The organism is Pseudomonas sp. LB-090624, assembly GCF_003205205.1.
Classification (GTDB): domain Bacteria; phylum Pseudomonadota; class Gammaproteobacteria; order Pseudomonadales; family Pseudomonadaceae; genus Aquipseudomonas.
The window spans coordinates 177,318-196,589 of sequence record NZ_QJRL01000001.1 but is presented as its reverse complement, the minus strand read 5'-3'; the positions used below and the strand labels follow the sequence as shown (position 1 = coordinate 196,589).

The following is a 19,272-nucleotide window of genomic DNA, read 5'->3' as shown; positions in this document are numbered from 1 at the left end:
TTCATGACAATCCCGCAGCAGCCCAAGCCTTGCTCAGCCGCTTCTCTCGCGCCGCCATGGCCAGCGCCATCACCCCCTGGTCACGCTGCCAAAGCTCGGCCCAATGCGCCGGTCCCGCCGCCAACGCTGCGTCGATCTCCCCCCGCAGCGCCTGAAACTGCGCAAACAACCCGCCCAGCAGCAAATGGCAGCCCGTGCTGTCGGCACACTGCCGGCTACCCTCGGCACACCCGGCCAACAGCCCCAGCAGTTGCAGGCGCAAACCCTGCGGCCAGCCACACGCCTGCCCCACGCCATACAACCAGGCCGTCAGCGCCGTAAGTACGTACAAGTCCTCCAGCGAGCGGAACGGTTTAACGTAGGCATCCCAACCATCACCGGCCAGTAACTCGCACGCGGCCTGCTCCAGCAGCAGCCGGCCGTGGCCCACTTCCGGCATCAGCGGCAAGGTCGGCAGCGGCTCCAGCGTCACCCCCGGCTCGCCGGGGTAAACCACTGCAAGTTTCAAGCGCGGCGCCGCACCTGCCGGCTCGCTGCGCGCTGCCACCAGCAGCCACTCCGCCTCAAGCCCAGCGGTGACGAAATCCTTGCTACCCGTCAGCCGCAAACCGTCCAGCCGCGTGTGCATGTCGGCCGGCCGCACGCTGCGCCGCTCCGTGGCACACAACGCGCCAAGGCTGGGCGGCGCACTGGGCCACAGCACGCGCAAGGCCGCCTGGTAACCCACCAGGAAGGCCAGGCCCGGGGTGGGCATCGCGCGCCCGCCCAGTACCGCCAGTTCGAGCGGCGCAACCGGGCCAAGGCGCTCTAGAAGCGCGGCATAGGTTTCGCCCAGGGTGCCCGCCAGCGCTTGGCGTAGCGGGTCGTTGAGTCGTTGCAACCAGGCCATGAAACAGCTCCTTGCCGGGGGGCATTCGATGAAGGCTCAGGGGGTGTCACGCAAGCATCACCAAAGGTTCACAGGGGTGACACCGCGTCTACCTAGGCTGACTTTGCACAACAAAGCCGACCGGCCGCAACCCTTCATGGCTGGCTTATGGAGACTCGTAATGACTCGGATCGCTCACGCTGGCGACAACAGCACCGAACGCCGTCTGCAAGCCGAACGCCTGGTTGGCGCCGCGGCGCTGCAAGAGGCCCAGGCCCTGCGCTACAAAGTGTTCAGCGCAGAATTCAAGGCCAAGCTCAAAGGTGCCGAGCACGGCCTGGACATGGACGACTACGACGTGCACTGCCGCCATATCGGTGTACGCGACCTGAGTACCGGCAAGCTGGTTGCCACCACCCGCCTGCTCGACCACCAGGCGGCCAGCAGCCTCGGCCGCTTCTACAGCGAAGAAGAATTCAGCCTGCACGGCCTGGTGCAACTGCAAGGCCCGATCCTTGAACTGGGCCGCACCTGCGTGGCCCCCGACTACCGCAACGGCGGCACCATCGCCGTGCTCTGGGGCGAACTGGCCGAGGTCCTCAACGAAGGCCGCTACAGCTACCTGATGGGTTGCGCCAGCATCCCCATGCAGGACGGTGGCGTGCAGGCCCATGCCGTGATGCAGCGCCTTCGCGAGCGCTACCTGTGCACCGAACACCTGCGAGCCGAGCCGAAGAAGCCGCTGCCGAGCCTCCCGCTGCCCAGTAACGTCATCGCCGAAATGCCACCGCTGCTCAAGGCCTACATGCGCCTGGGCGCCAAGATTTGCGGCGAGCCATGCTGGGACGAGGACTTCCAGGTGGCCGACGTATTCATTCTGCTCAAGCGCGACGAGCTGTGCCCACGCTACGCCCGCCACTTCAAGGCGGCGGTCTGATGGCCAAGCTGCGGGTACTGGCCCGCCTCTGCAGACTGATGCTGGTATTGCTGCTAGGCATGCTGATGGCCAGCGTTATCGCCGTGGGCGAGCGGCTGGGCGTCAAGGCGCCGATCGAGCGACGCCAGCGCTGGAGCTGCCTGTTCATGAAACGCCTGGTCGCCGCCCTGCCCTTCGATGTGCGGGTAGTCGGCGAGCTGCCTCAGCGCCCCATGCTGTGGGTCAGCAACCATGTTTCCTGGACCGACATTCCGCTGCTGGGCATGCTGCTGCCGCTGTCGTTCCTGTCCAAGGCCGAAGTACGCCATTGGCCAGTGGCGGGCTGGCTGGCGGAAAAGGCCGGCACCCTGTTCATTCGCCGTGGTGGCGGTGACAGCCAGCGCTTGCGCGAGCAGATTGCCGGGCAACTAGGCCTGGCCCGCCCGTTGCTGATCTTCCCCGAAGGCACCACCACCACCGGTCGCACCCTGCGCACCTTCCATGGTCGCCTGCTGGCAGGCGCCATCGACCGTGGCGTGGCGGTGCAGCCGGTGGCTATCCAGTATTTGCGTGACGGCCAGATCGACCCGGTTGCGCCGTTCATCGGTGATGACGACCTGGTGTCACACCTGATGCGCCTGTTTGCCCAGCCCCGAGGCGAGGTGTGCATTCACCTGCTGGCGCCGATTGGCAGCGTGGGCAAGGAGCGCGCGGCGCTGGCGGTGCAGGCGCAGCAGGCGATCCACCGGGCGCTGTTCGGGGAGGACGACGTCGAGTTTGCCCCACAGCGGCAGGCTCGAGCTGCCTGAACTTTTTGCACCGTCAGTGCAGGCTGGCTGGGGGCAGTCCAGGTACGGCGCAACTTTCAATGCAAGCGGACCCGCTGTGGGAGCGGGCAAGCCCGCGAAAAAGGCCAATACAAAACTAACGGCCAGACACCCGCCGTGCCGCCGCAAACGCCTGCAACTGCGGGTAAAACTCGCGAAAATCCGCCATCAGCGGCTCATACAGCCGCTCCAGCTCAGCCATGACCCCGGCCATCCCCTCGGGCCGCGACAACCTTCGGGCAATGCCGTTGAACACCTGCTCCAACGTGGCGAAATCGCCATACGCCCCTAACCAGTCATCCGCTGCCATGAAGGGCGCAATCCGCGCCAGCCGCCCCGGCAAATCCGGCTCCGCCAGCAGCACCCGATAAAAATCCCCGGTGAACTGATCCAGCGGCTGCTCGGCATAGTCGCCCCAGTGCCGCGCCAGGCAATGATCGAAGAACACATCCAGCACGATCCCGGCGAAACGCCGCCGCTCGCGCGGAAAACGCGCCAGCGCCGCCAGTACCAAAGGGTGTTGGTCGGTGTAGCTATCGATATGCCGGTGCAGCCGAATGGCCGCCTCCAGCGCAGGCGGAAAACGCCCAGCCAGCGAACCTTTGACGAAGTCGCCATACAGGCTGCCCAGCAATTGTTGCGGCGCCGGGCCGCCCAGGTGCAAATGTGCGAGGTAGTTCATGGGCGCATTCTAGCATCGCCCCTGTCTATATCGTTGTAACGCGATATAGCGATTCGTACTCAGCTCAGAACCTCTTCATATTTGTATATCGGAATTCTACGATTTATATTTCGTCCTATCGCGATATACCGCTACAACGAGCCAACCCCATGCCACTCGATCTCGACGAAATCATAAAAGCGCTGGCCCATCCGGTCAGGCGAGAAATCCTCAGCTGGCTGAAAGACCCGGCAAACCAGTTCCCCGACCAGTACCACAGCACCGAAAACGGTGTGTGTGCCGGGCAGATCGACCAGCGCTGCGGCCTGTCGCAGTCGACCGTTTCTGCCCACCTGGCCACCTTGCAACGCGCCGGGCTGATCAACAGCCAGAAGATTGGCCAATGGCACTTCTTCAAACGCGACGAAGCCACCATCCAGGCGTTCCTCGAACAACTGCGCCAAGCGCTTTGACCAGCAGGTAACCGATATGACCACGCTTTTCGATCCGATCACCCTGGGCGACCTGCAATTGCCCAACCGCATCATCATGGCCCCGCTCACCCGCTGCCGTGCCGACGAAGGCCGCGTGCCCAATGCGCTGATGGCCGAGTACTACGTTCAGCGCGCCAGTGCCGGGCTGATCCTCAGCGAGGCGACGTCGGTCAGCGCCATGGGCGTCGGCTACCCGGACACCCCTGGCATCTGGAACGATGAGCAAGTGCGTGGCTGGAACAACGTGACCAGGGCCGTACACGCCGCTGGCGGGCGCATCTTCCTCCAGCTGTGGCACGTTGGCCGCATTTCCCACCCCAGCTACCTCAACGGTGAGCTGCCAGTGGCCCCCAGTGCGATCCAGGCCAAGGGCCACGTGAGCCTGGTGCGCCCACTGAGCGACTACCCCACCCCGCGCGCTTTGGAAACCGAAGAAATCCTCGACATCGTCGAGGCCTACCGCAGTGGTGCCGAGAATGCCAAGGCTGCTGGCTTCGATGGCGTGGAGATCCATGGCGCGAACGGTTACCTGCTCGACCAGTTCCTGCAAAGCAGCACCAACCAGCGCACCGACCGTTATGGCGGCTCGCTGGAAAACCGTGCGCGCCTGCTGCTGGAAGTGACCGATGCGGCCATCGAAGTGTGGGGCGCCAACCGCGTAGGCGTGCACCTGGCGCCGCGTGCCGATGCCCACGACATGGGCGATGCCGATCGCGCCGAAACCTTCACGTATGTCGCCCGCGAACTGGGCAAGCGTGGCATCGCCTTCATCTGCTCGCGCGAGCGGGAAGCTGACGACAGCATTGGCCCGCTGATCAAAGAGGCGTTTGGCGGCCCGTACATCGTCAACGAGCGCTTCGACAAGGCCAGTGCCAACGCGGCCCTGGCCAGTGGTAAAGCCGATGCGGTGGCGTTTGGCGTGCCGTTCATCGCCAACCCCGACCTGCCGGCGCGGCTGGCGGCGGATGCGCCGTTGAACGAGGCACATCCCGAAACCTTCTATGGCAGGGGGCCGGTGGGTTACATCGATTACCCGCGGTTGTGATCGAGGGCCATTCGCGGGCGTGCCCGCGAATGAAGCTCAGGTGATGTCACGGCCGGGCACTGATCTGCTGCTGCAGGTTCTGGATCTGGCTCTGCAAGGTATTCAGGTTCCGGGTCATCTGTGCCCGGAACGCATCGAACTCCTGCACCGAGGCGCCACCCGCCGACGAAGCGGCCGGGCGGTTGTCGATCTGGCTCTTGAGCACGACCATGTCCTGCTCAAGGCTCTGGATAGCCGCACTCGGGTTACCCTGCTTCTTCAGCGCTGCCACTTCGCTGCCCAGGCTCTTGAGCTGGCCGTCCAGCTTGCCGCCATCCACCTGCGCAGCCTTCAGTGCGGCAACCTGTTCATTCAGAGCCTTGAACTGGCTGTCCAGCTTGCCACCATCGACCTGCCCCGAGCGCAACGCAGCCAGTTCACCATTCACCAGTTTCAACTGCGCCTGCAACTGGCTTTGCAGCTCGGTCACGGCTTTCTGCTGTTCGCGGGTATCGGCCAGCACCTGCTCCAGACGCTTGCCCAGGTCGCCGGTCTGCCCGGCCACCCCCTTCTGCAACTCGCGCAGCTGCAATTTCAGGGCCTCGCTGCTGGTAGTCGCACCAGACTCGCTGGCCGCCACCTTGCCACTGATCGCCTGCAGGCGCCCGGCTGCTTCTTCACTGATGCGGGCAAAGCTTTCCTGGGTCGCCACCAGTTGCTGCTCCATCAGTGAGATCTGCTGGAAGCTCCACCAGCCCAGCCCAGCCAAGGCAATGAACGAAGCCACGAGCAATGCCCACAGTGGTGCCGTGCTGGCGCCACGGGCGGCTTTCTGGCGGCTGCGCACCACGTGCGCTGGCATCAGTTCGTCATCATCAACGGTGCCCGCCCGCAAGGTGGGCACGTCGTCGTAGTCATCGTGAGCATGGTTACGCATGGATACATTCAACCGCGGTAGTCGCAAAGAGGCACGAGTATAAACCGCCAGCGCGGCGCATTGATGACCATTGTCGGGCTGGCGCGATCAGTGCCCTTGCGGCAGGTGCTTCCACCAGCCACAGAATTCATCCAGCGCCGTCCACAGGCTGACCTTGGGCTGGTAGTCCAGGTACTGCCGGGCGCGGCTGATATCCAGGGTGAAATCTCGGCTCATCACCTGCATGCCCAGACGCGACAAGGTCGGTTGCGGGCGCCCCGGCCAAAGCATGCAGGCCGCTTCGTTCAGCGCCGCCAGGCTGTAGGCCAGGCCGTATGGACGGTAGCGGGTAACCTGGGGCAGCTGCATCTGGCGCATCACGTAGTTGACCACGTCCCACAAGGGCAGCGGCTGGCCGTTGCTGATGTTGTAGGCCTGGCCCAACGCCCGGTCTTCGGCGAACAGCGCACTGAGCAGCGCGTCGTTGAGGTTGTGCACGCTGGTGAAATCGACCTTGTTCAAGCCATTGCCAATGATCGCCACCCGGCCTTTGCGCTGCATCTGCATCAGCCGCGGAAAAATGCTGGCATCGCCGGCACCGGTAACGAAGCGCGGGCGCAGGGCCAGCACTTCAAGGCCAAACTCCTGGGCGCCGAACACCTTCTGCTCGGCCAGGTGCTTGGTTTGCCCGTAGTGGTCATGAAAGCGGCGCGGTACCTGGTCTTCGCGGATATCCAGGCGCGACCGGCCATTGAAGTAGATCGACGGCGACGACAGGTGCACCAGGCGCCGCACGTGCTCTTTAAGGCAACCCTCGACCACGTTCTCGGTGACCACCACATTGCCCTGATAGAAGTCCTGGTAGCGCCCCCAGTTACCGACTGCGCCAGCACAATGCACCACCGCCTCGACGCCCTGGCACAGGCGCCGCGCCAGTTCGGCGTCGCCCAGGTCGCCGGGAATGAACTGGGCGCCGCGCTTGACCAGGTGCTCGACCCCTTCGGCACGACGGCCGCTGACCCGCACGTCCAGGCCCTGCTCCAGGGCGAAGCGCGCAAAGCGTCCACCAATGAAGCCACTCGCGCCGGTGACCAGAATTCGCATGTATCACTCCGTCTTGCCAGATTTCAGATGCAACTGACGCCAGCCGCAGCTACAAGGGCACCAACCATTGCCGTGCGCGATGCCGCAGGTGGTCGGTCAGTTGCGCAAGCAGTTGCCCGCCATTGCGCCAATGATGCCAGTACAGCGGCACATCGATGGGGGTATCGCTGCAGATTTCCACCAACTGGCCGCCGGCCAGTTGCTCGCGAGCCTGCAGTTCGGGTACCAGGCCCCAGCCCAGCCCGGCTTCGGTCATGCGCAGGAAACCTTCCGAGGACGGGCACAGGTGATGCAGGAAACCGTCCTCGATACCCAACGAGGCCAGGTAGCGGTGCTGCAGGAAGTCGTCAGGCCCGTACACGATCGCTGGCGTACGAGCCAGGCGGCTGGCGACAAAGCCTGCGGAAAAATGCCGTGCCATGAACCCGGGGCTGGCCAGCGCCCGGTAGCGCATCGCGCCCAATGGCAGGCTGCGTGCACCGGCCACCGGCCGTTCGCTGCCACACAGGCAAGCCGCCACTTCGCCAGCGCGCATGCGCTTCAGGCCGACTTCCTGATCTTCTACCACCAGGTCGGTGAGCACGTTCTGCTGCGCGCAGAAGTCGCCCACCGCACCGGCCCACCAGGTGGCCAGGCTGTCCGCATTGAGGGCGATGCGCAGGCGCTCCGGCATGCCTTCTTCATCAAGGGCCGGCACCTGGCGCTGCAGGTCGCGCTCCAGCAACCGTACCTGCTGCACGTGGTTCAGCAACTGGCGGCCGACATCGGTCGGGCTGGGCGGCGTAGCACGCACCAGCACCGGCTGGCCTACGCGTGCTTCAAGCAGCTTGATGCGCTGGGAAATGGCCGATTGCGACAAGCCCAGTACCTGCGCAGCACGCTCAAAACCACCCTGTTCGATCACCGCGGCGAGGGCGGCCAGCAGCTTGTAGTCGAACATCGATTTTCCTAATGCCTGATGAGCTTTATTGGTTTTTCTTATACAACCCATAACCGCACAATAGCCAGCATCTTTTATGCGCTTTTTGGAGACTTCGGCCATGTGGCAAAGCTATTTCAACGGCATGCTGGTGGCTTTTGGCCTGATCATGGCCATCGGCGCGCAGAACGCCTTCGTTCTGGCCCAGAGCCTGCGCCGCGAACATCACCTACCAGTGGCGGCACTGTGTATCGTCTGTGACGCCATCCTGGTGGCCGCCGGCGTGTTCGGCCTGGCCACCGTGCTGGCCCACAACCCCACCTTGCTGGCCGTGGCTCGTTGGGGCGGCGCGGTGTTCCTGATCTGGTACGGCGCCAAAGCCCTGCGCAGCGCCTGTTCCAAACAAAGCCTGCAACATCAGCAGGGCCAAGGCACACGTTCGCGGCGTGCGGTGCTGCTGAGTGCCTTGGCAGTGACCCTGCTGAACCCCCACGTATACCTCGACACGGTGCTGCTGATCGGCTCGCTTGGCGCCCAGCAGACTGAGCCCGGGGCCTACGTGGCGGGAGCGGCCAGTGCCTCCCTGCTGTGGTTCTCGAGCCTGGCGATTGGCGCAGCCTGGCTTGCACCTTGGCTGGCACGGCCGGCGACCTGGCGCATGCTCGACCTGATGGTGGCGGTGATGATGTTCGCGGTAGCGGCGCAGTTGATCTTCAACTGACCTGGGTTCGGCATGGCATGTTTATCGCCTGGGAGTTCGAGCGCCGCGCAGGCGGCGCGCGGTTTCACAGGCGCTACAAGGGTTAAGGCAAACACCACCGGTCGGCACAGCCGAACCGCTCCGGAACCTCTATTCCCTATGTTTGTTGCGTGGTTATGCGCCGGGCCCGGTGCTATGATCCAGCCCTTGCGTCGCAAAGAGTACAAACTCGCCGACGCTTATCGGGCCGCCCGTGATCGGCCTTGCGCAAACCGCAAACAGACCTGAATCAGGAGATCCACCATGGCTTTTGAATTGCCGCCGCTGCCGTACGCCCACGATGCCCTGCAGCCGCACATCTCCAAGGAAACCCTGGAGTATCACCACGACAAGCACCACAACACCTATGTCGTGAACCTGAACAACCTGGTCCCAGGCACCGAATTCGAAGGCAAGACCCTCGAAGAAATCGTCAAGGCCTCTTCGGGCGGCATCTTCAACAACGCCGCTCAAGTCTGGAACCACACCTTCTACTGGAACTGCCTGTCGCCAAACGGCGGCGGCCAGCCGACCGGTGCACTGGCTGACGCCATCAACGCCGCGTTCGGCTCCTTCGACAAGTTCAAGGAAGAGTTCACCAAGACTTCGGTGGGTACCTTCGGTTCCGGCTGGGGCTGGCTGGTGAAGAAAGCTGACGGTTCCCTGGCCCTGGCCAGCACCATCGGCGCCGGCTGCCCGCTGACCAGCGGCGACACCCCGCTGCTGACCTGCGACGTCTGGGAGCACGCCTACTACATCGACTACCGCAACCTGCGTCCGAAGTACGTCGAGGCGTTCTGGAACCTGGTCAACTGGGCCTTCGTTGCCGAGCAGTTCGAAGGCAAGACCTTCAAGGCCTGAGTCATCCAGCCTTGATCCAAAAAACCCGGCCACGTGCCGGGTTTTTTGTGCCTGCGCGCTGCCACAGGGATGCAGCAGGGCCACAAGCAGCGCCGTATCCGTGGGCGCAGGGTTACCCGCCATGGGCAGGCACGGTTTTGCTTGCTCAGCCCGCATAGCGCGCTAACATCAAACCTCTGGAAGATTGATACAGCGCATTCAAGTTGCGGGGTCAGGCAACCGATACACTGCTCATGGTCGGCCGGTAGTGTATCGTCATCGTTGATGGCAAAATGATGCCATGCGCATGGATTAAGGAAACCCCATTGAAGCTGGAATTGCGGAACAGCTTGTCGGTCAAGTTGCTCAGGGTCGTGCTGTTGTCGGCGTTGGCGGTCGGCGTCGTGCTCAGCTGTGCGCAAATCGTCTACGACACCTACAAGACCCGCCAGGCCGTGAACAACGATGCCCAGCGCATTCTCGACATGTTCCGCGACCCATCCACTCAGGCGGTGTACAGCCTCGACCGCGAAATGGGCATGCAGGTGATGGAAGGCCTGTTCCAGGACGAATCGGTGCGCATGGCGTCCATCGGTCACCCCAACGAAACCATGCTGGCTGAAAAGTCGCGCCCGCTGCGGGACACGTCGATGCGCTGGCTGACCGACCTGATCCTTGGCCAGGAACGCACCTACACCACGCAACTGGTCGGCCGTGGCCCCTACAGCGAGTACTACGGCGACCTCAGCATCACCCTCGACACGTCGTCCTACGGCGAAGGCTTCCTGATCAACGCGGTGATCATCTTCATCTCCGGTGTGTTGCGGGCCTTGGCCATGGGCCTGGTGCTGTACCTGGTCTACCACTGGCTGCTGACCAAGCCGCTGTCGAAGATCATCGAGCACCTCACCCAGATCAACCCCGACCGCCCCAGCCAGCACCAGTTGCCGCTGCTCAAGGGCCACGAAAAAAACGAACTGGGCCTGTGGGTGAACACCGCCAACCAGCTGCTGGCGTCGATCGAGCGCAACACCCACCTGCGCCATGAAGCAGAAAACAGCCTGCAACGCATGGCCCAGTACGACTTCCTCACCGGCTTGCCCAACCGCCAGCAATTGCAGCAGCAACTGGACAAGATCCTCGTCGACGGCGGCCGACTGCAGCACCGCGTGGCTGTACTGTGCGTGGGCCTTGACGATTTCAAGGGCATCAACGAGCAGTTCAGCTACCAGGTCGGTGATCAGCTGCTGCTGGCGTTGGCCGACCGCCTGCGTGCCCACAGCGGGCGCCTGGGCGCCTTGGCACGGCTGGGCGGCGACCAGTTTGCCCTGGTGCAGGCCAATATCGAGCAGCCCTACGAGGCCGCCGAACTGGCGCAAAGCATTCTGGATGACCTTGAAGTACCGTTCGACCTCGACCACCAGCAAATCCGCCTGCGCGCCACCATCGGCATCACCCTGTTCCCCGAAGACGGCGACAGTACCGAGAAGCTGCTGCAGAAAGCCGAACAGACCATGACCCTGGCCAAGGCCCGTTCGCGCAACCGCTACCAGTTCTATATCGCCAGCGTCGACAGCGAGATGCGTCGCCGCCGCGAGCTGGAAAAAGACTTGCGCGAAGCGCTGCCGCGCAATCAGTTGTACCTGGTGTATCAGCCACAGATCAGCTACCGCGACCACCGCGTGGTGGGTGTCGAGGCGCTGCTGCGCTGGCAGCACCCGGAGCTGGGCATGGTGCCGCCCGACCAGTTCATCCCGTTGGCCGAACAGAACGGCAGCATCATCAGCATCGGCGAATGGGTGCTCGACCAGGCCTGCCGGCAGTTGCGCGAATGGCACGACCTGGGCTTCAGCGACCTGCGCATGGCGGTCAACCTGTCCACCGTGCAGTTGCACCACAGTGAGCTGCCACGGGTGGTCAACAACCTGCTGCAGGCCTACCGCCTGCCGCCGCGCAGCCTGGAACTGGAAGTCACCGAAACCGGCCTGATGGAAGACATCAGCACCGCCGCCCAGCACCTGCTGAGCCTTCGCCGCTCCGGGGCGCTGATAGCCATCGACGACTTCGGCACCGGCTACTCGTCGCTCAGCTATCTGAAGTCACTCCCGCTGGACAAGATCAAGATCGACAAGAGCTTCGTCCAGGACCTGCTCGACGACGATGACGACGCCACCATCGTTCGCGCCATCATCCAGCTGGGCAAGAGCCTGGGCATGCAGGTAATCGCCGAGGGCGTGGAAACCGCCGAGCAGGAAACCTACATCATTGCCCAAGGCTGCCACGAGGGCCAGGGCTACCACTACAGCAAGCCGCTGCCGGCGCGGGAGCTGAGCCACTTCCTCAAGCAAGCACAGCGTAACCAGGTTTCGATGCTCTAGGCCCACCTGCCCGGTTACAGCCTGCAGCCGGGATTTGAATGAATTGCACGTCAGACCCTTTACAGCAAATGCAAATCTTTCGCATGATGTTGCGGTTTCGCGTGCCTCGGCGCACTGTCCAACCACACGACGCAGGAAAACCAATAATGATTCGAATGCCCCTGGCCTCCGCCAGTCTGCTGGCCATCGCCATCGCCCTCGCCGGTTGCGGCGAAAAAGATGACAAGGCTGCCGCTCCGCAAGCCCAGGCTCCTGCTGCTGCCGCCAGCACCACCGCTGCGGCACCCGGGGCTGTCGACGAAGCCGCCGGCAAAGCCGTGGTCAAGCATTACGCCGAAATGGTCTACGCCGTATACAGCGACTCGCTGAGCACCGCCAAAACCCTGCAGACCGCTGTCGACGCGTTCCTCGCCAAGCCCAGCGATGAAACCCTGAAGGCCGCCAAGGAGGCCTGGTTCGCCGCACGCGTTCCTTACCTGCAGAGCGAAGCCTTCCGCTTCGGCAACACCATCATCGATGACTGGGAAGGCCAGGTGAACGCGTGGCCGCTGGACGAAGGCCTGATCGACTACGTAGACAAGAGCTACGAGCATGCCCTGGGCAACCCGGCCGGCAGCGCCAACATCATCGCCAACACCGAGATCCAGGTTGGCGAAGAGAAAGTCGACGTCAAGGACATCACCCCTGAGAAGCTGGCCAGCCTGAACGAACTGGCAGGTTCCGAAGCCAACGTCGCCACTGGCTACCACGCCATCGAATTCCTGCTCTGGGGCCAGGACCTCAACGGCACCGGCCCAGGCGCCGGCGCCCGCCCGGTTTCCGACTACCTCGAAGGCCAGGGCGCCACTGGTGGCCACAACGACCGCCGTCGTGCCTACCTGAAAGCAGTCACCCAGCTGCTGGTCACCGACCTCGAAGAAATGGTCGGCAACTGGGCGCCGAACGTCGCCGACAACTACCGCGCCAAGCTGGAAGCCGAGCCGGTCACCGACGGCCTGCGCAAGATGCTGTTCGGCATGGGCAGCCTGTCGCTGGGTGAACTGGCAGGCGAGCGCATGAAGGTTTCGCTGGAAGCCAACTCGCCAGAAGACGAGCAAGACTGCTTCAGTGACAACACTCACTACTCGCACTTCTACGACGCCAAGGGCATTCGCAACGTCTACCTGGGCGAGTACACCCGTCCGGACGGCACCAAGGTCAGCGGCCCGAGCCTGTCGTCGCTGGTAGCCAAGGTTGACCCGGCGGCCGACGCTACCCTCAAGGCCGACCTGGAAGCCACCGAAGCCAAGATCCAGGTGATGGTCGACCACGCCCTCAAAGGCGAGCACTACGATCAGCTGATCGCCGCCGACAACGCTGCCGGCAACCAGATCGTACGTGACGCCATCGCCGCCCTGGTCAAGCAGACCGGTTCGATCGAGCAGGCGGCGGGCAAGCTGGGTATCGCCAACCTGAACCCGGACACTGCGGATCACGAGTTCTGATCCGCTAACCGCGCTTCACCCCAAACGCCCGGCCTTGTGCCGGGCGTTTTCGTTTGCACGGCAGGGGCTGCAATTCCCGCTGCCTGGCATGCGCCGCGATAGTCATCCTGCTGACCTTCATCGGATCAACAAGCAGGAGGCACAGTGCTGCAGGTTCTTGATGTCTGGGGCGAAGGCCGAATCGTCCAGCGGGTGAAAGGGAAGGACCTCGTTACTGGGTTCCGTGACGCCTACAACCTGAACAAAGCCGGCCAACGGATTTCCAACGGCCCCTTCACGGGCGAGCACATTCCCAACCTGGTTCTCGTCTACGAGTACGACGCGCCCGACTTCCCCCTGGACGATCGCGCGATTCCCCATGTGACCCTGATGGGTGCTCCCATCACTTACCACGTGGCCCTGGAGATGTGCAGGGTGGTTGCCCGCCCCGGCAAGATCTACCTGTATGACCCCAATGAAACCGACCGCAGGATGTTCGAGGCCGTTGCCTTCACCCAAGGGCTGCAGCTACTGGGTCGCTTTGACCCCGCCGAACTTGACCCGCCCTTCAACGAGATCACCCTGCTTGCAGCGTACGTCTACCGCAGCCCAAGCAGCCCGTTGCCACGCCCAGACAACCGACCGTAAAAGGACCCTCACATGGCCAGCGTCACCTACTTGCGCTCCATCGCCAACAACACGCCCTACACCTTGACCGTGATCGACGGTGAAAACCGCAGCCATAGCCTGGCAATCGGCGCCCAGCACGCCTGGAATGGCTCGCTGGCCGTTCCGTGGATCGGTAAATCCAGTGAAAACCACAAAGCCTTGCGCTTGATCCTCGGCCCGGCGGCCGGTACCAGCATCTGGCTCTACCAGGATTACTGGCAACCCGCGCACGAGGACGCGATCAAACAGCTCACTGCCAGCACCATGGAATATGCCAGTGAAGAGGCTGTCGAGGTACCCGGCGACAATCGCAATGGCGGCAACAAGAACCTGATCATCAGCCTGGTCAATCGACAGTTCACGCTTTACATGGCGTGAGTGCCTCGAAAGGCGACGATTTCATCGAGCAAACGCAAATTGCTCTTATTCAATGATCCTGGGCCTGCTAAGCTTGCACGCCGGTTTTTCGCTCAAGCCCAGGATCCTTGATGTCCTTGTCGCTGTCTCGACTTTCCCCCGTGCTGCTGGCCTTCGCCCTCGCCGCCTGTGATGACGCCCCGCGTTTCACCCAGGCCGAGCCCGGCGAAGCCTTGTCGGCTGGCAAGGCGACCGTGCAGCGTGCCGACCGTAACGCCTATTCCCTGCCCTCGGCCAACCTCTCGCCCGAGCGACGTCTGGATTTCGCCGTAGGCAACAGCTTTTTCCGCAATCCGTGGGTGATTGCCCCGTCCACCACCACCGCCCGTGACGGCCTCGGCCCGCTGTTCAACACCAACGCCTGCCAGAACTGCCACGTGCGCGATGGCCGCGGCCATCCGCCAGAGCCAGGCGACAGCAATGCAGTAGGCATGCTGGTCCGCCTGTCGATCCCCGACCAACCCTACCTGGCCAAGGTGATCGAACGTCTCGGCGTGGTACCAGAGCCGGTCTACGGCACCCAACTGCAGGACATGGCCATCCCCGGGGTCGCTCCGGAAGGCAAGCTACGGGTGAGCTACAGCAGCGAAACGCTGACATTCAGGGACGGCCAGCAAGTCGAGCTGCGCAAGCCGGCCCTGCAGATCACCCAGCTCGGCTATGGCGTGATGCACCCCGACACACGGTTTTCGGCACGCGTGGCGCCGCCGATGATCGGCCTGGGCCTGCTCGAAGCCATCCCTGAGGCCGACCTGCTGGCCAACGAAGATCCGGACGACCGCAACCGCGACGGCATCCGCGGGCGGGCCAACCGGGTGTGGGACGACGCCCAGGGCAAGACCGTGGTCGGCCGCTTCGGCTGGAAAGCCGGCCAGCCCAACGTCAACCAGCAGAACGTGCACGCCTTTGCCGGCGACATGGGCCTGACCAGTACCCTGCAGCCCAAAGACGACTGCACCCCGGCCCAAACCGACTGCCTGGCCGCGGCCAATGGCGATGGCGCCGATGGCGAGAAGGAAGTCAGCGACAACATCCTGCGCCTGGTCACCTTCTACACCCGCAACCTGGGCGTGCCGGCCCGCCGCGACGTGGGCTCGCCACACGTACTGGCAGGGAAGAACCTGTTCTACCAGGCAGGCTGCCAGGGTTGCCATACCCCGCAATTCACCACCGCCGCCAATGCCGCCGAGCCGGAACTGGCCAACCAGGTCATCCGCCCCTACAGCGACCTGTTGCTGCATGACATGGGCCCGGGGCTGGCCGACGAGCGCACCGAATTCGCCGCCAATGGCCAGGACTGGCGTACCCCGCCACTGTGGGGCATCGGCCTGAGCGAAACGGTCAGCGGCCACAGCCAGTTCCTGCACGACGGCCGCGCCCGCAACCTGCTTGAAGCCGTGCTCTGGCACGGCGGCGAAGCCGAGGCGGCACGCAACTTCGTACTCACTTTCGATGCCGAGCAGCGCACTGCGTTGCTGGCGTTCCTGAACTCACTTTAAAACGCGCTAAGGAGCCGGGCATGTTCCGACCCAAACTGTTGTTCACCAGCCTCGCCGCACTCGCCCTCGGCGCCTGCTCGCCGCAGGACCCGCAAGCCGTGACCTCCGCCGCCATCGCCAAGCAGGTGATCCTGCCCACCTACAGCCGCTGGGTCGAAGCCGACCGCATGCTGGCTGCCAGCGCTCTGGCCTACTGCGAAGGCAAGGAAGACCTGGACAAGGCCCGCGCCGACTTCCTCAACGCGCAAAAAGCCTGGGCCGAGCTGCAACCGCTGCTGGTCGGCCCGCTGGCCGAAGGCAACCGCGCCTGGCAGGTGCAGTTCTGGCCCGACAAGAAGAACCTGGTCGGTCGCCAGGTCGAGCAACTGGTCAACGGTGACAAGCCAGTCGATGCCGCGGCCCTGGACAAGGCCAGCGTGGTAGTGCGCGGCCTGTCCGCCTACGAGTACATCCTGTTCGACAGCAAACCGGACATCGCCACTGCCGAGCAGAAAGCCCGCTACTGCCCGCTGCTGGTGGCCATCGGTGAGCACCAGAAGGCCCTTGCCGAAGACATCCTCAAGAGCTGGAACAGCACCGACGGCATGCTCTCGCAGATGACCAAGTTCCCCAACCAACGCTACGCCGATTCCCACGAGGCAATCGCCGACCTGCTGCGTTCCCAGGTCACCGCCCTGGATACCCTGAAGAAGAAGCTGGGTGCGCCAATGGGCCGCCAGAGCAAGGGCATCCCGCAACCGCTGCAGGCTGAAGCCTGGCGCAGCCACAACTCGATGAAGAGCCTGGAAGCCACCCTCAAGGCGGCCGAAACCGTCTGGGTCGGGGTCGACAACCAAGGCTTGCGCGGCTTGCTGCCCAGCGATCAGAAAGCGCTGGCAGACAAGATCGACGCCGCCTACGCTGCCTCGCTCAAACTGCTGGCCGATAACCAGAAGAACCTGGGCGAGCTGCTGGCCGACGACGCTGGCCAGCAAACCCTCAACCAGATCTACGACAGCCTCAACGCCGTCCACCGCCTGCACGAAGGCGAGCTGGCCAAGGCGCTGAACATCCAGCTGGGCTTCAATGCCAACGACGGTGACTGATCATGCTGCGACGCCAGGCCCTCAAACTCGGTAGCGTATTGCTCAGCGCCCTGACGCTGGGCGGCTGGAGCCTGTTCCGCAACAAAGGCAGCGAGCCCCTGCTGCTCTCGGCGCGTGACGATGGCGACGGCAAGCACTATGCCGTGGGTTTCCGCCTGGACGGCACCCAGGTGTTCAGCACCCAGGTCGCCCAGCGTTGCCATGCCATCATCCACCACCCCGAGCAGCCGATCGCACTGTTCGTCGCCCGCCGCCCGGGCACCGAAAGCTACCTGGTCGACTTGCGCGACGGGCGCCTGCTGCAAACGGTGGCCTCGCAACCGAACCGGCACTTCTACGGCCATGCCGTGGTGCACAAAGGCGGCGAATGGCTGTATGCCACCGAGAACGACACCAGCGACCCGGGACGGGGCGTGCTTGGGGTGTACCGTTTCGAAGGCGAGCGCCTGGTGCACACCGGCGAAATCCCGACCCATGGTATCGGCCCCCACGAGGTTGCCTGGCTGCCCGATGGCGAAACGCTGATCGTGGCCAACGGCGGTATTCGTACAGAGGCCGAAAGCCGGGTCGAGATGAACCTCGATGCCATGGAGCCAAGCCTGGTGCTGATGCAGCGCGACGGCACCCTGCTGAGCAAGGAAACCCTTGCCCAGCAGATGAACAGCGTGCGCCACCTCGCGGTGGGTAGCGATGGCACTATCGCTGCCTGCCAGCAGTTCATGGGCGATGCAGACGAAACGGCCGAGTTGCTGGCAATCAAGCGCCCGGGCGAGCCATTCAAGGCTTTCCCGGTGCCGGAACGGCAGCTGCAGGCCATGGCCCAGTACACCGCCAGCGTCGCCATTCACAGCGAGCTGCGCCTGGTGGCGTTGACTGCACCCCGGGCCAACCGCCTGTTCGTCTGGGACCTGGACAGCGGCGAGGTGCGGCTGGATGCACCGATGCCCGATTGTGCGGGGGTGGGTGCGGTGAAAGACGGTTTTGTCGTCACCTCCGGGCAGGGCCGTTGCCGGTTCTATGATTGCACCAAGGCCGAACCGGTAGGGCAACCGATGAACCTGCCGTCCGGCTTCTGGGACAACCACCTGCATCTCGTCTGATTTTTCTGTTGCCTGAACCGGCCTTATCGCCGGCAAGCCAGTGGCCCCTCTATGCGCGCTGACTTGCCGGCAATAGGGCCGGTACAGACAATTCACCCTCCTCCCCCGAAAAACAGTCAATACTTCCCCCATTCACACGTGGGCAGGATCGCCCGTTGTCGTGTCCAGACGAATAACAACCGAATCCAAGGAACCGGACCTATGCTGCGCCGGCGCATGCTCATCATGTTGGCCGTGGTTCTGCTGATCGTGCTGGCCCTGGGGGGCTACAAGGCCTTCTCGATCTACCAGCAGATCCAGATGTTCACGGCCCCCAAGCCGCCCATCACCGTGGCGGCGGCCTTGGCCGAACAGCGCCAGTGGCAACAGCGCCTGCCCGCCGTCGGCAGCCTTAAAGCGCTGCAGGGTGTCGAGCTGAGCCTGGAGGTAGAGGGCATCGTCAAGACCCTGCATTTCGACTCCGGCCAGCAGGTAAAAGCCGGGCAACTGCTGCTGAGGCTCAACGACGACCAGGAGACAGCGCTGCTCGGCACTGCCGAGGCGGACCTGGGCCTGGCCAAGGTCGACTTTGGCCGCGGCCGGCAACTGGTGGGCGACTCGGCAATTTCCCGTGGCGAATACGACCGCCTCAATGCCCAGTACCTGCGCAACCAAGCGGTGGTCGACCAGCTCAAGGCATCGAAGACCAAGAAGAGCATCAGCGCCCCGTTCAGCGGCACCATCGGCATCCGTCAGGTGGACGTTGGCGATTACCTGGCCCCCGGCACGGTGATCGCTACCCTCCAGGACACTTCCAGCTTGTATGTCGACTTCAATGTGCCGGAGCAGGCTCTGCCAAACCTGAGCCTTGGCCAACAAGTGCTGGTGCAGGTGGCGGCCTACCCCGGCCAGACCTTCCCCGCCAGCCTCAGCGCCATCAACCCCAAGGTCGAGGAAACCACGCGCAACCTGCTGGTGCGCGCGACCATGGCCAACCCGGATGGCAAGCTGCTGCCCGGCATGTTCGCCAGCCTGCTGATCCTGCTGCCCACCCCCCAGCCGCAAGTGGTGGTACCGGAAAGCGCCATCACCTACACCCTGTATGGCAACTCGGTGTATGTCGCCACGCCGAAAAAGGACAAGGACGGCAAGCCGGAAACCGACGAAAAAGGCCAATCGCAACTGGTCGCCGAACAACGCACGGTACAGACCGGCGAGCGCCGTGACGGTGTGGTGGTGGTCAACAAAGGCTTGCAGGCGGGCGAGCAGGTGGTCACGGCCGGGCAGCTGAAGCTTACCCCCGGCGCCGCGATCCGGATTGGCCAGGACAAGGCCCTCAAGCCCGCACAGGGCGCAGCGACCCAGGACTGACAG

General features: G+C 63.8%; 19 protein-coding genes. 14 read left to right on the top strand and 5 right to left on the bottom strand.

Annotated elements, in window-relative coordinates:
- Position 1: 1 nt before the first annotated feature.
- On the bottom strand, positions 2–889 hold the full coding sequence (locus DMX11_RS00955) for an acyl-CoA dehydrogenase (RefSeq protein ID WP_110742650.1): 888 nt from the start codon (positions 887–889) through the stop codon (positions 2–4).
- Positions 890–1,049: 160 nt separating this feature from the next.
- Here DMX11_RS00955 and olsB point away from each other — a divergent pair, with 160 nt between their 5' ends.
- Together olsB and DMX11_RS00945 are read left to right on the top strand one after the other, a co-directional pair.
- Positions 1,050–1,805 carry an L-ornithine N(alpha)-acyltransferase gene (olsB, locus tag DMX11_RS00950; RefSeq protein ID WP_110742649.1) on the top strand — a complete coding sequence of 252 codons (756 nt, stop codon included), beginning with the start codon at positions 1,050–1,052 and terminating at the stop codon, positions 1,803–1,805.
- On the top strand, positions 1,805–2,593 hold the full coding sequence (locus tag DMX11_RS00945) for a lysophospholipid acyltransferase family protein (RefSeq protein ID WP_110742648.1): 789 nt from the start codon (positions 1,805–1,807) through the stop codon (positions 2,591–2,593). Before olsB ends, DMX11_RS00945 begins: the two co-directional genes overlap by 1 nt.
- 115 nt (positions 2,594–2,708) lie before the next feature.
- Here the strand turns inward: DMX11_RS00945 and DMX11_RS00940 are convergent, their stop codons facing one another.
- Positions 2,709–3,293 (bottom strand): ACP phosphodiesterase, encoded by a 585-nt coding sequence (locus tag DMX11_RS00940; RefSeq protein ID WP_110742647.1) that lies wholly within the window; start codon positions 3,291–3,293, stop codon positions 2,709–2,711.
- 149 nt (positions 3,294–3,442) lie between these two features.
- On the opposite strand from DMX11_RS00940, the gene DMX11_RS00935 reads away from it, so the two are divergent.
- Entirely contained in the window at positions 3,443–3,745 is a 303-nt protein-coding gene (locus tag DMX11_RS00935; RefSeq protein WP_110742646.1) for a helix-turn-helix transcriptional regulator, read from the top strand.
- A gap of 16 nt (positions 3,746–3,761) precedes the next feature.
- Entirely contained in the window at positions 3,762–4,811 is a 1,050-nt protein-coding gene (locus DMX11_RS00930; RefSeq protein ID WP_110742645.1) for an alkene reductase, read from the top strand.
- Between the two features lie 46 nt (positions 4,812–4,857).
- On the opposite strand, the gene DMX11_RS00925 is transcribed toward DMX11_RS00930, so the two are convergent.
- From DMX11_RS00925 to DMX11_RS00915, 3 genes are all read right to left on the bottom strand, one after another.
- Positions 4,858–5,727: an ATPase gene (locus tag DMX11_RS00925; protein WP_110742644.1), complete on the bottom strand. Its 870-nt coding sequence runs from the start codon at positions 5,725–5,727 to the stop codon at positions 4,858–4,860.
- 87 nt (positions 5,728–5,814) lie between these two features.
- Positions 5,815–6,810 carry an NAD(P)-dependent oxidoreductase gene (locus DMX11_RS00920; protein ID WP_110742643.1) on the bottom strand — a complete coding sequence of 332 codons (996 nt, stop codon included), beginning with the start codon at positions 6,808–6,810 and terminating at the stop codon, positions 5,815–5,817.
- Positions 6,811–6,859: 49 nt separating this feature from the next.
- Complete coding sequence (locus DMX11_RS00915; RefSeq protein WP_110742642.1) at positions 6,860–7,750, bottom strand: LysR family transcriptional regulator ArgP; 891 nt, start codon at positions 7,748–7,750, stop codon at positions 6,860–6,862.
- A gap of 100 nt (positions 7,751–7,850) precedes the next feature.
- On the opposite strand from DMX11_RS00915, the gene DMX11_RS00910 reads away from it, so the two are divergent.
- The 10 genes from DMX11_RS00910 (at position 7,851) to DMX11_RS00865 (ending at position 19,269) form a co-directional block, all read left to right on the top strand.
- Positions 7,851–8,450 (top strand): LysE/ArgO family amino acid transporter, encoded by a 600-nt coding sequence (locus DMX11_RS00910; protein ID WP_110742641.1) that lies wholly within the window; start codon positions 7,851–7,853, stop codon positions 8,448–8,450.
- A gap of 282 nt (positions 8,451–8,732) precedes the next feature.
- Positions 8,733–9,329, top strand: coding sequence for a superoxide dismutase (locus tag DMX11_RS00905; protein ID WP_060508514.1), 597 nt, complete (start codon positions 8,733–8,735; stop codon positions 9,327–9,329).
- 305 nt (positions 9,330–9,634) lie between these two features.
- Positions 9,635–11,686 carry a bifunctional diguanylate cyclase/phosphodiesterase gene (locus DMX11_RS00900; RefSeq protein ID WP_177410694.1) on the top strand — a complete coding sequence of 684 codons (2,052 nt, stop codon included), beginning with the start codon at positions 9,635–9,637 and terminating at the stop codon, positions 11,684–11,686.
- Positions 11,687–11,832: 146 nt separating this feature from the next.
- Entirely contained in the window at positions 11,833–13,170 is a 1,338-nt protein-coding gene (locus DMX11_RS00895; RefSeq protein ID WP_110742639.1) for an imelysin family protein, read from the top strand.
- A gap of 144 nt (positions 13,171–13,314) precedes the next feature.
- Positions 13,315–13,797 carry a hypothetical protein gene (locus DMX11_RS00890; protein ID WP_110742638.1) on the top strand — a complete coding sequence of 161 codons (483 nt, stop codon included), beginning with the start codon at positions 13,315–13,317 and terminating at the stop codon, positions 13,795–13,797.
- Positions 13,798–13,809: 12 nt separating this feature from the next.
- Positions 13,810–14,196, top strand: a complete 387-nt coding sequence (locus DMX11_RS00885; RefSeq protein WP_110742637.1) for a hypothetical protein — start codon at positions 13,810–13,812, stop codon at positions 14,194–14,196.
- A 110-nt stretch (positions 14,197–14,306) separates the two neighbouring features.
- Positions 14,307–15,734 carry a di-heme oxidoredictase family protein gene (locus DMX11_RS00880; protein ID WP_110742636.1) on the top strand — a complete coding sequence of 476 codons (1,428 nt, stop codon included), beginning with the start codon at positions 14,307–14,309 and terminating at the stop codon, positions 15,732–15,734.
- Between the two features lie 20 nt (positions 15,735–15,754).
- Positions 15,755–16,819 (top strand): imelysin family protein, encoded by a 1,065-nt coding sequence (locus tag DMX11_RS00875; RefSeq protein ID WP_110742635.1) that lies wholly within the window; start codon positions 15,755–15,757, stop codon positions 16,817–16,819.
- A gap of 2 nt (positions 16,820–16,821) precedes the next feature.
- Positions 16,822–17,919: a DUF1513 domain-containing protein gene (locus DMX11_RS00870; RefSeq protein WP_110742634.1), complete on the top strand. Its 1,098-nt coding sequence runs from the start codon at positions 16,822–16,824 to the stop codon at positions 17,917–17,919.
- Positions 17,920–18,120: 201 nt separating this feature from the next.
- Complete coding sequence (locus DMX11_RS00865; RefSeq protein ID WP_110742633.1) at positions 18,121–19,269, top strand: efflux RND transporter periplasmic adaptor subunit; 1,149 nt, start codon at positions 18,121–18,123, stop codon at positions 19,267–19,269.
- Positions 19,270–19,272: the final 3 nt, after the last annotated feature.

Bases quoted from the DNA above. Each gene is read 5' to 3' on its own strand.
- DMX11_RS00955 (WP_110742650.1), bottom strand. From the start codon at position 889: ATGGCCTGGTTGCAACGACTCAACGACCCGCTACGCCAAGCGCTGGCG.
- olsB (WP_110742649.1), top strand. From the start codon at position 1,050: ATGACTCGGATCGCTCACGCTGGCGACAACAGCACCGAACGCCGTCTG.
- DMX11_RS00945 (WP_110742648.1), top strand. From the start codon at position 1,805: ATGGCCAAGCTGCGGGTACTGGCCCGCCTCTGCAGACTGATGCTGGTA.
- DMX11_RS00940 (WP_110742647.1), bottom strand. From the start codon at position 3,293: ATGAACTACCTCGCACATTTGCACCTGGGCGGCCCGGCGCCGCAACAA.
- DMX11_RS00935 (WP_110742646.1), top strand. From the start codon at position 3,443: ATGCCACTCGATCTCGACGAAATCATAAAAGCGCTGGCCCATCCGGTC.
- DMX11_RS00930 (WP_110742645.1), top strand. From the start codon at position 3,762: ATGACCACGCTTTTCGATCCGATCACCCTGGGCGACCTGCAATTGCCC.
- DMX11_RS00925 (WP_110742644.1), bottom strand. From the start codon at position 5,727: ATGCGTAACCATGCTCACGATGACTACGACGACGTGCCCACCTTGCGG.
- DMX11_RS00920 (WP_110742643.1), bottom strand. From the start codon at position 6,810: ATGCGAATTCTGGTCACCGGCGCGAGTGGCTTCATTGGTGGACGCTTT.
- DMX11_RS00915 (WP_110742642.1), bottom strand. From the start codon at position 7,750: ATGTTCGACTACAAGCTGCTGGCCGCCCTCGCCGCGGTGATCGAACAG.
- DMX11_RS00910 (WP_110742641.1), top strand. From the start codon at position 7,851: ATGTGGCAAAGCTATTTCAACGGCATGCTGGTGGCTTTTGGCCTGATC.
- DMX11_RS00905 (WP_060508514.1), top strand. From the start codon at position 8,733: ATGGCTTTTGAATTGCCGCCGCTGCCGTACGCCCACGATGCCCTGCAG.
- DMX11_RS00895 (WP_110742639.1), top strand. From the start codon at position 11,833: ATGATTCGAATGCCCCTGGCCTCCGCCAGTCTGCTGGCCATCGCCATC.
- DMX11_RS00885 (WP_110742637.1), top strand. From the start codon at position 13,810: ATGGCCAGCGTCACCTACTTGCGCTCCATCGCCAACAACACGCCCTAC.
- DMX11_RS00880 (WP_110742636.1), top strand. From the start codon at position 14,307: ATGTCCTTGTCGCTGTCTCGACTTTCCCCCGTGCTGCTGGCCTTCGCC.
- DMX11_RS00875 (WP_110742635.1), top strand. From the start codon at position 15,755: ATGTTCCGACCCAAACTGTTGTTCACCAGCCTCGCCGCACTCGCCCTC.
- DMX11_RS00870 (WP_110742634.1), top strand. From the start codon at position 16,822: ATGCTGCGACGCCAGGCCCTCAAACTCGGTAGCGTATTGCTCAGCGCC.
- DMX11_RS00865 (WP_110742633.1), top strand. From the start codon at position 18,121: ATGCTGCGCCGGCGCATGCTCATCATGTTGGCCGTGGTTCTGCTGATC.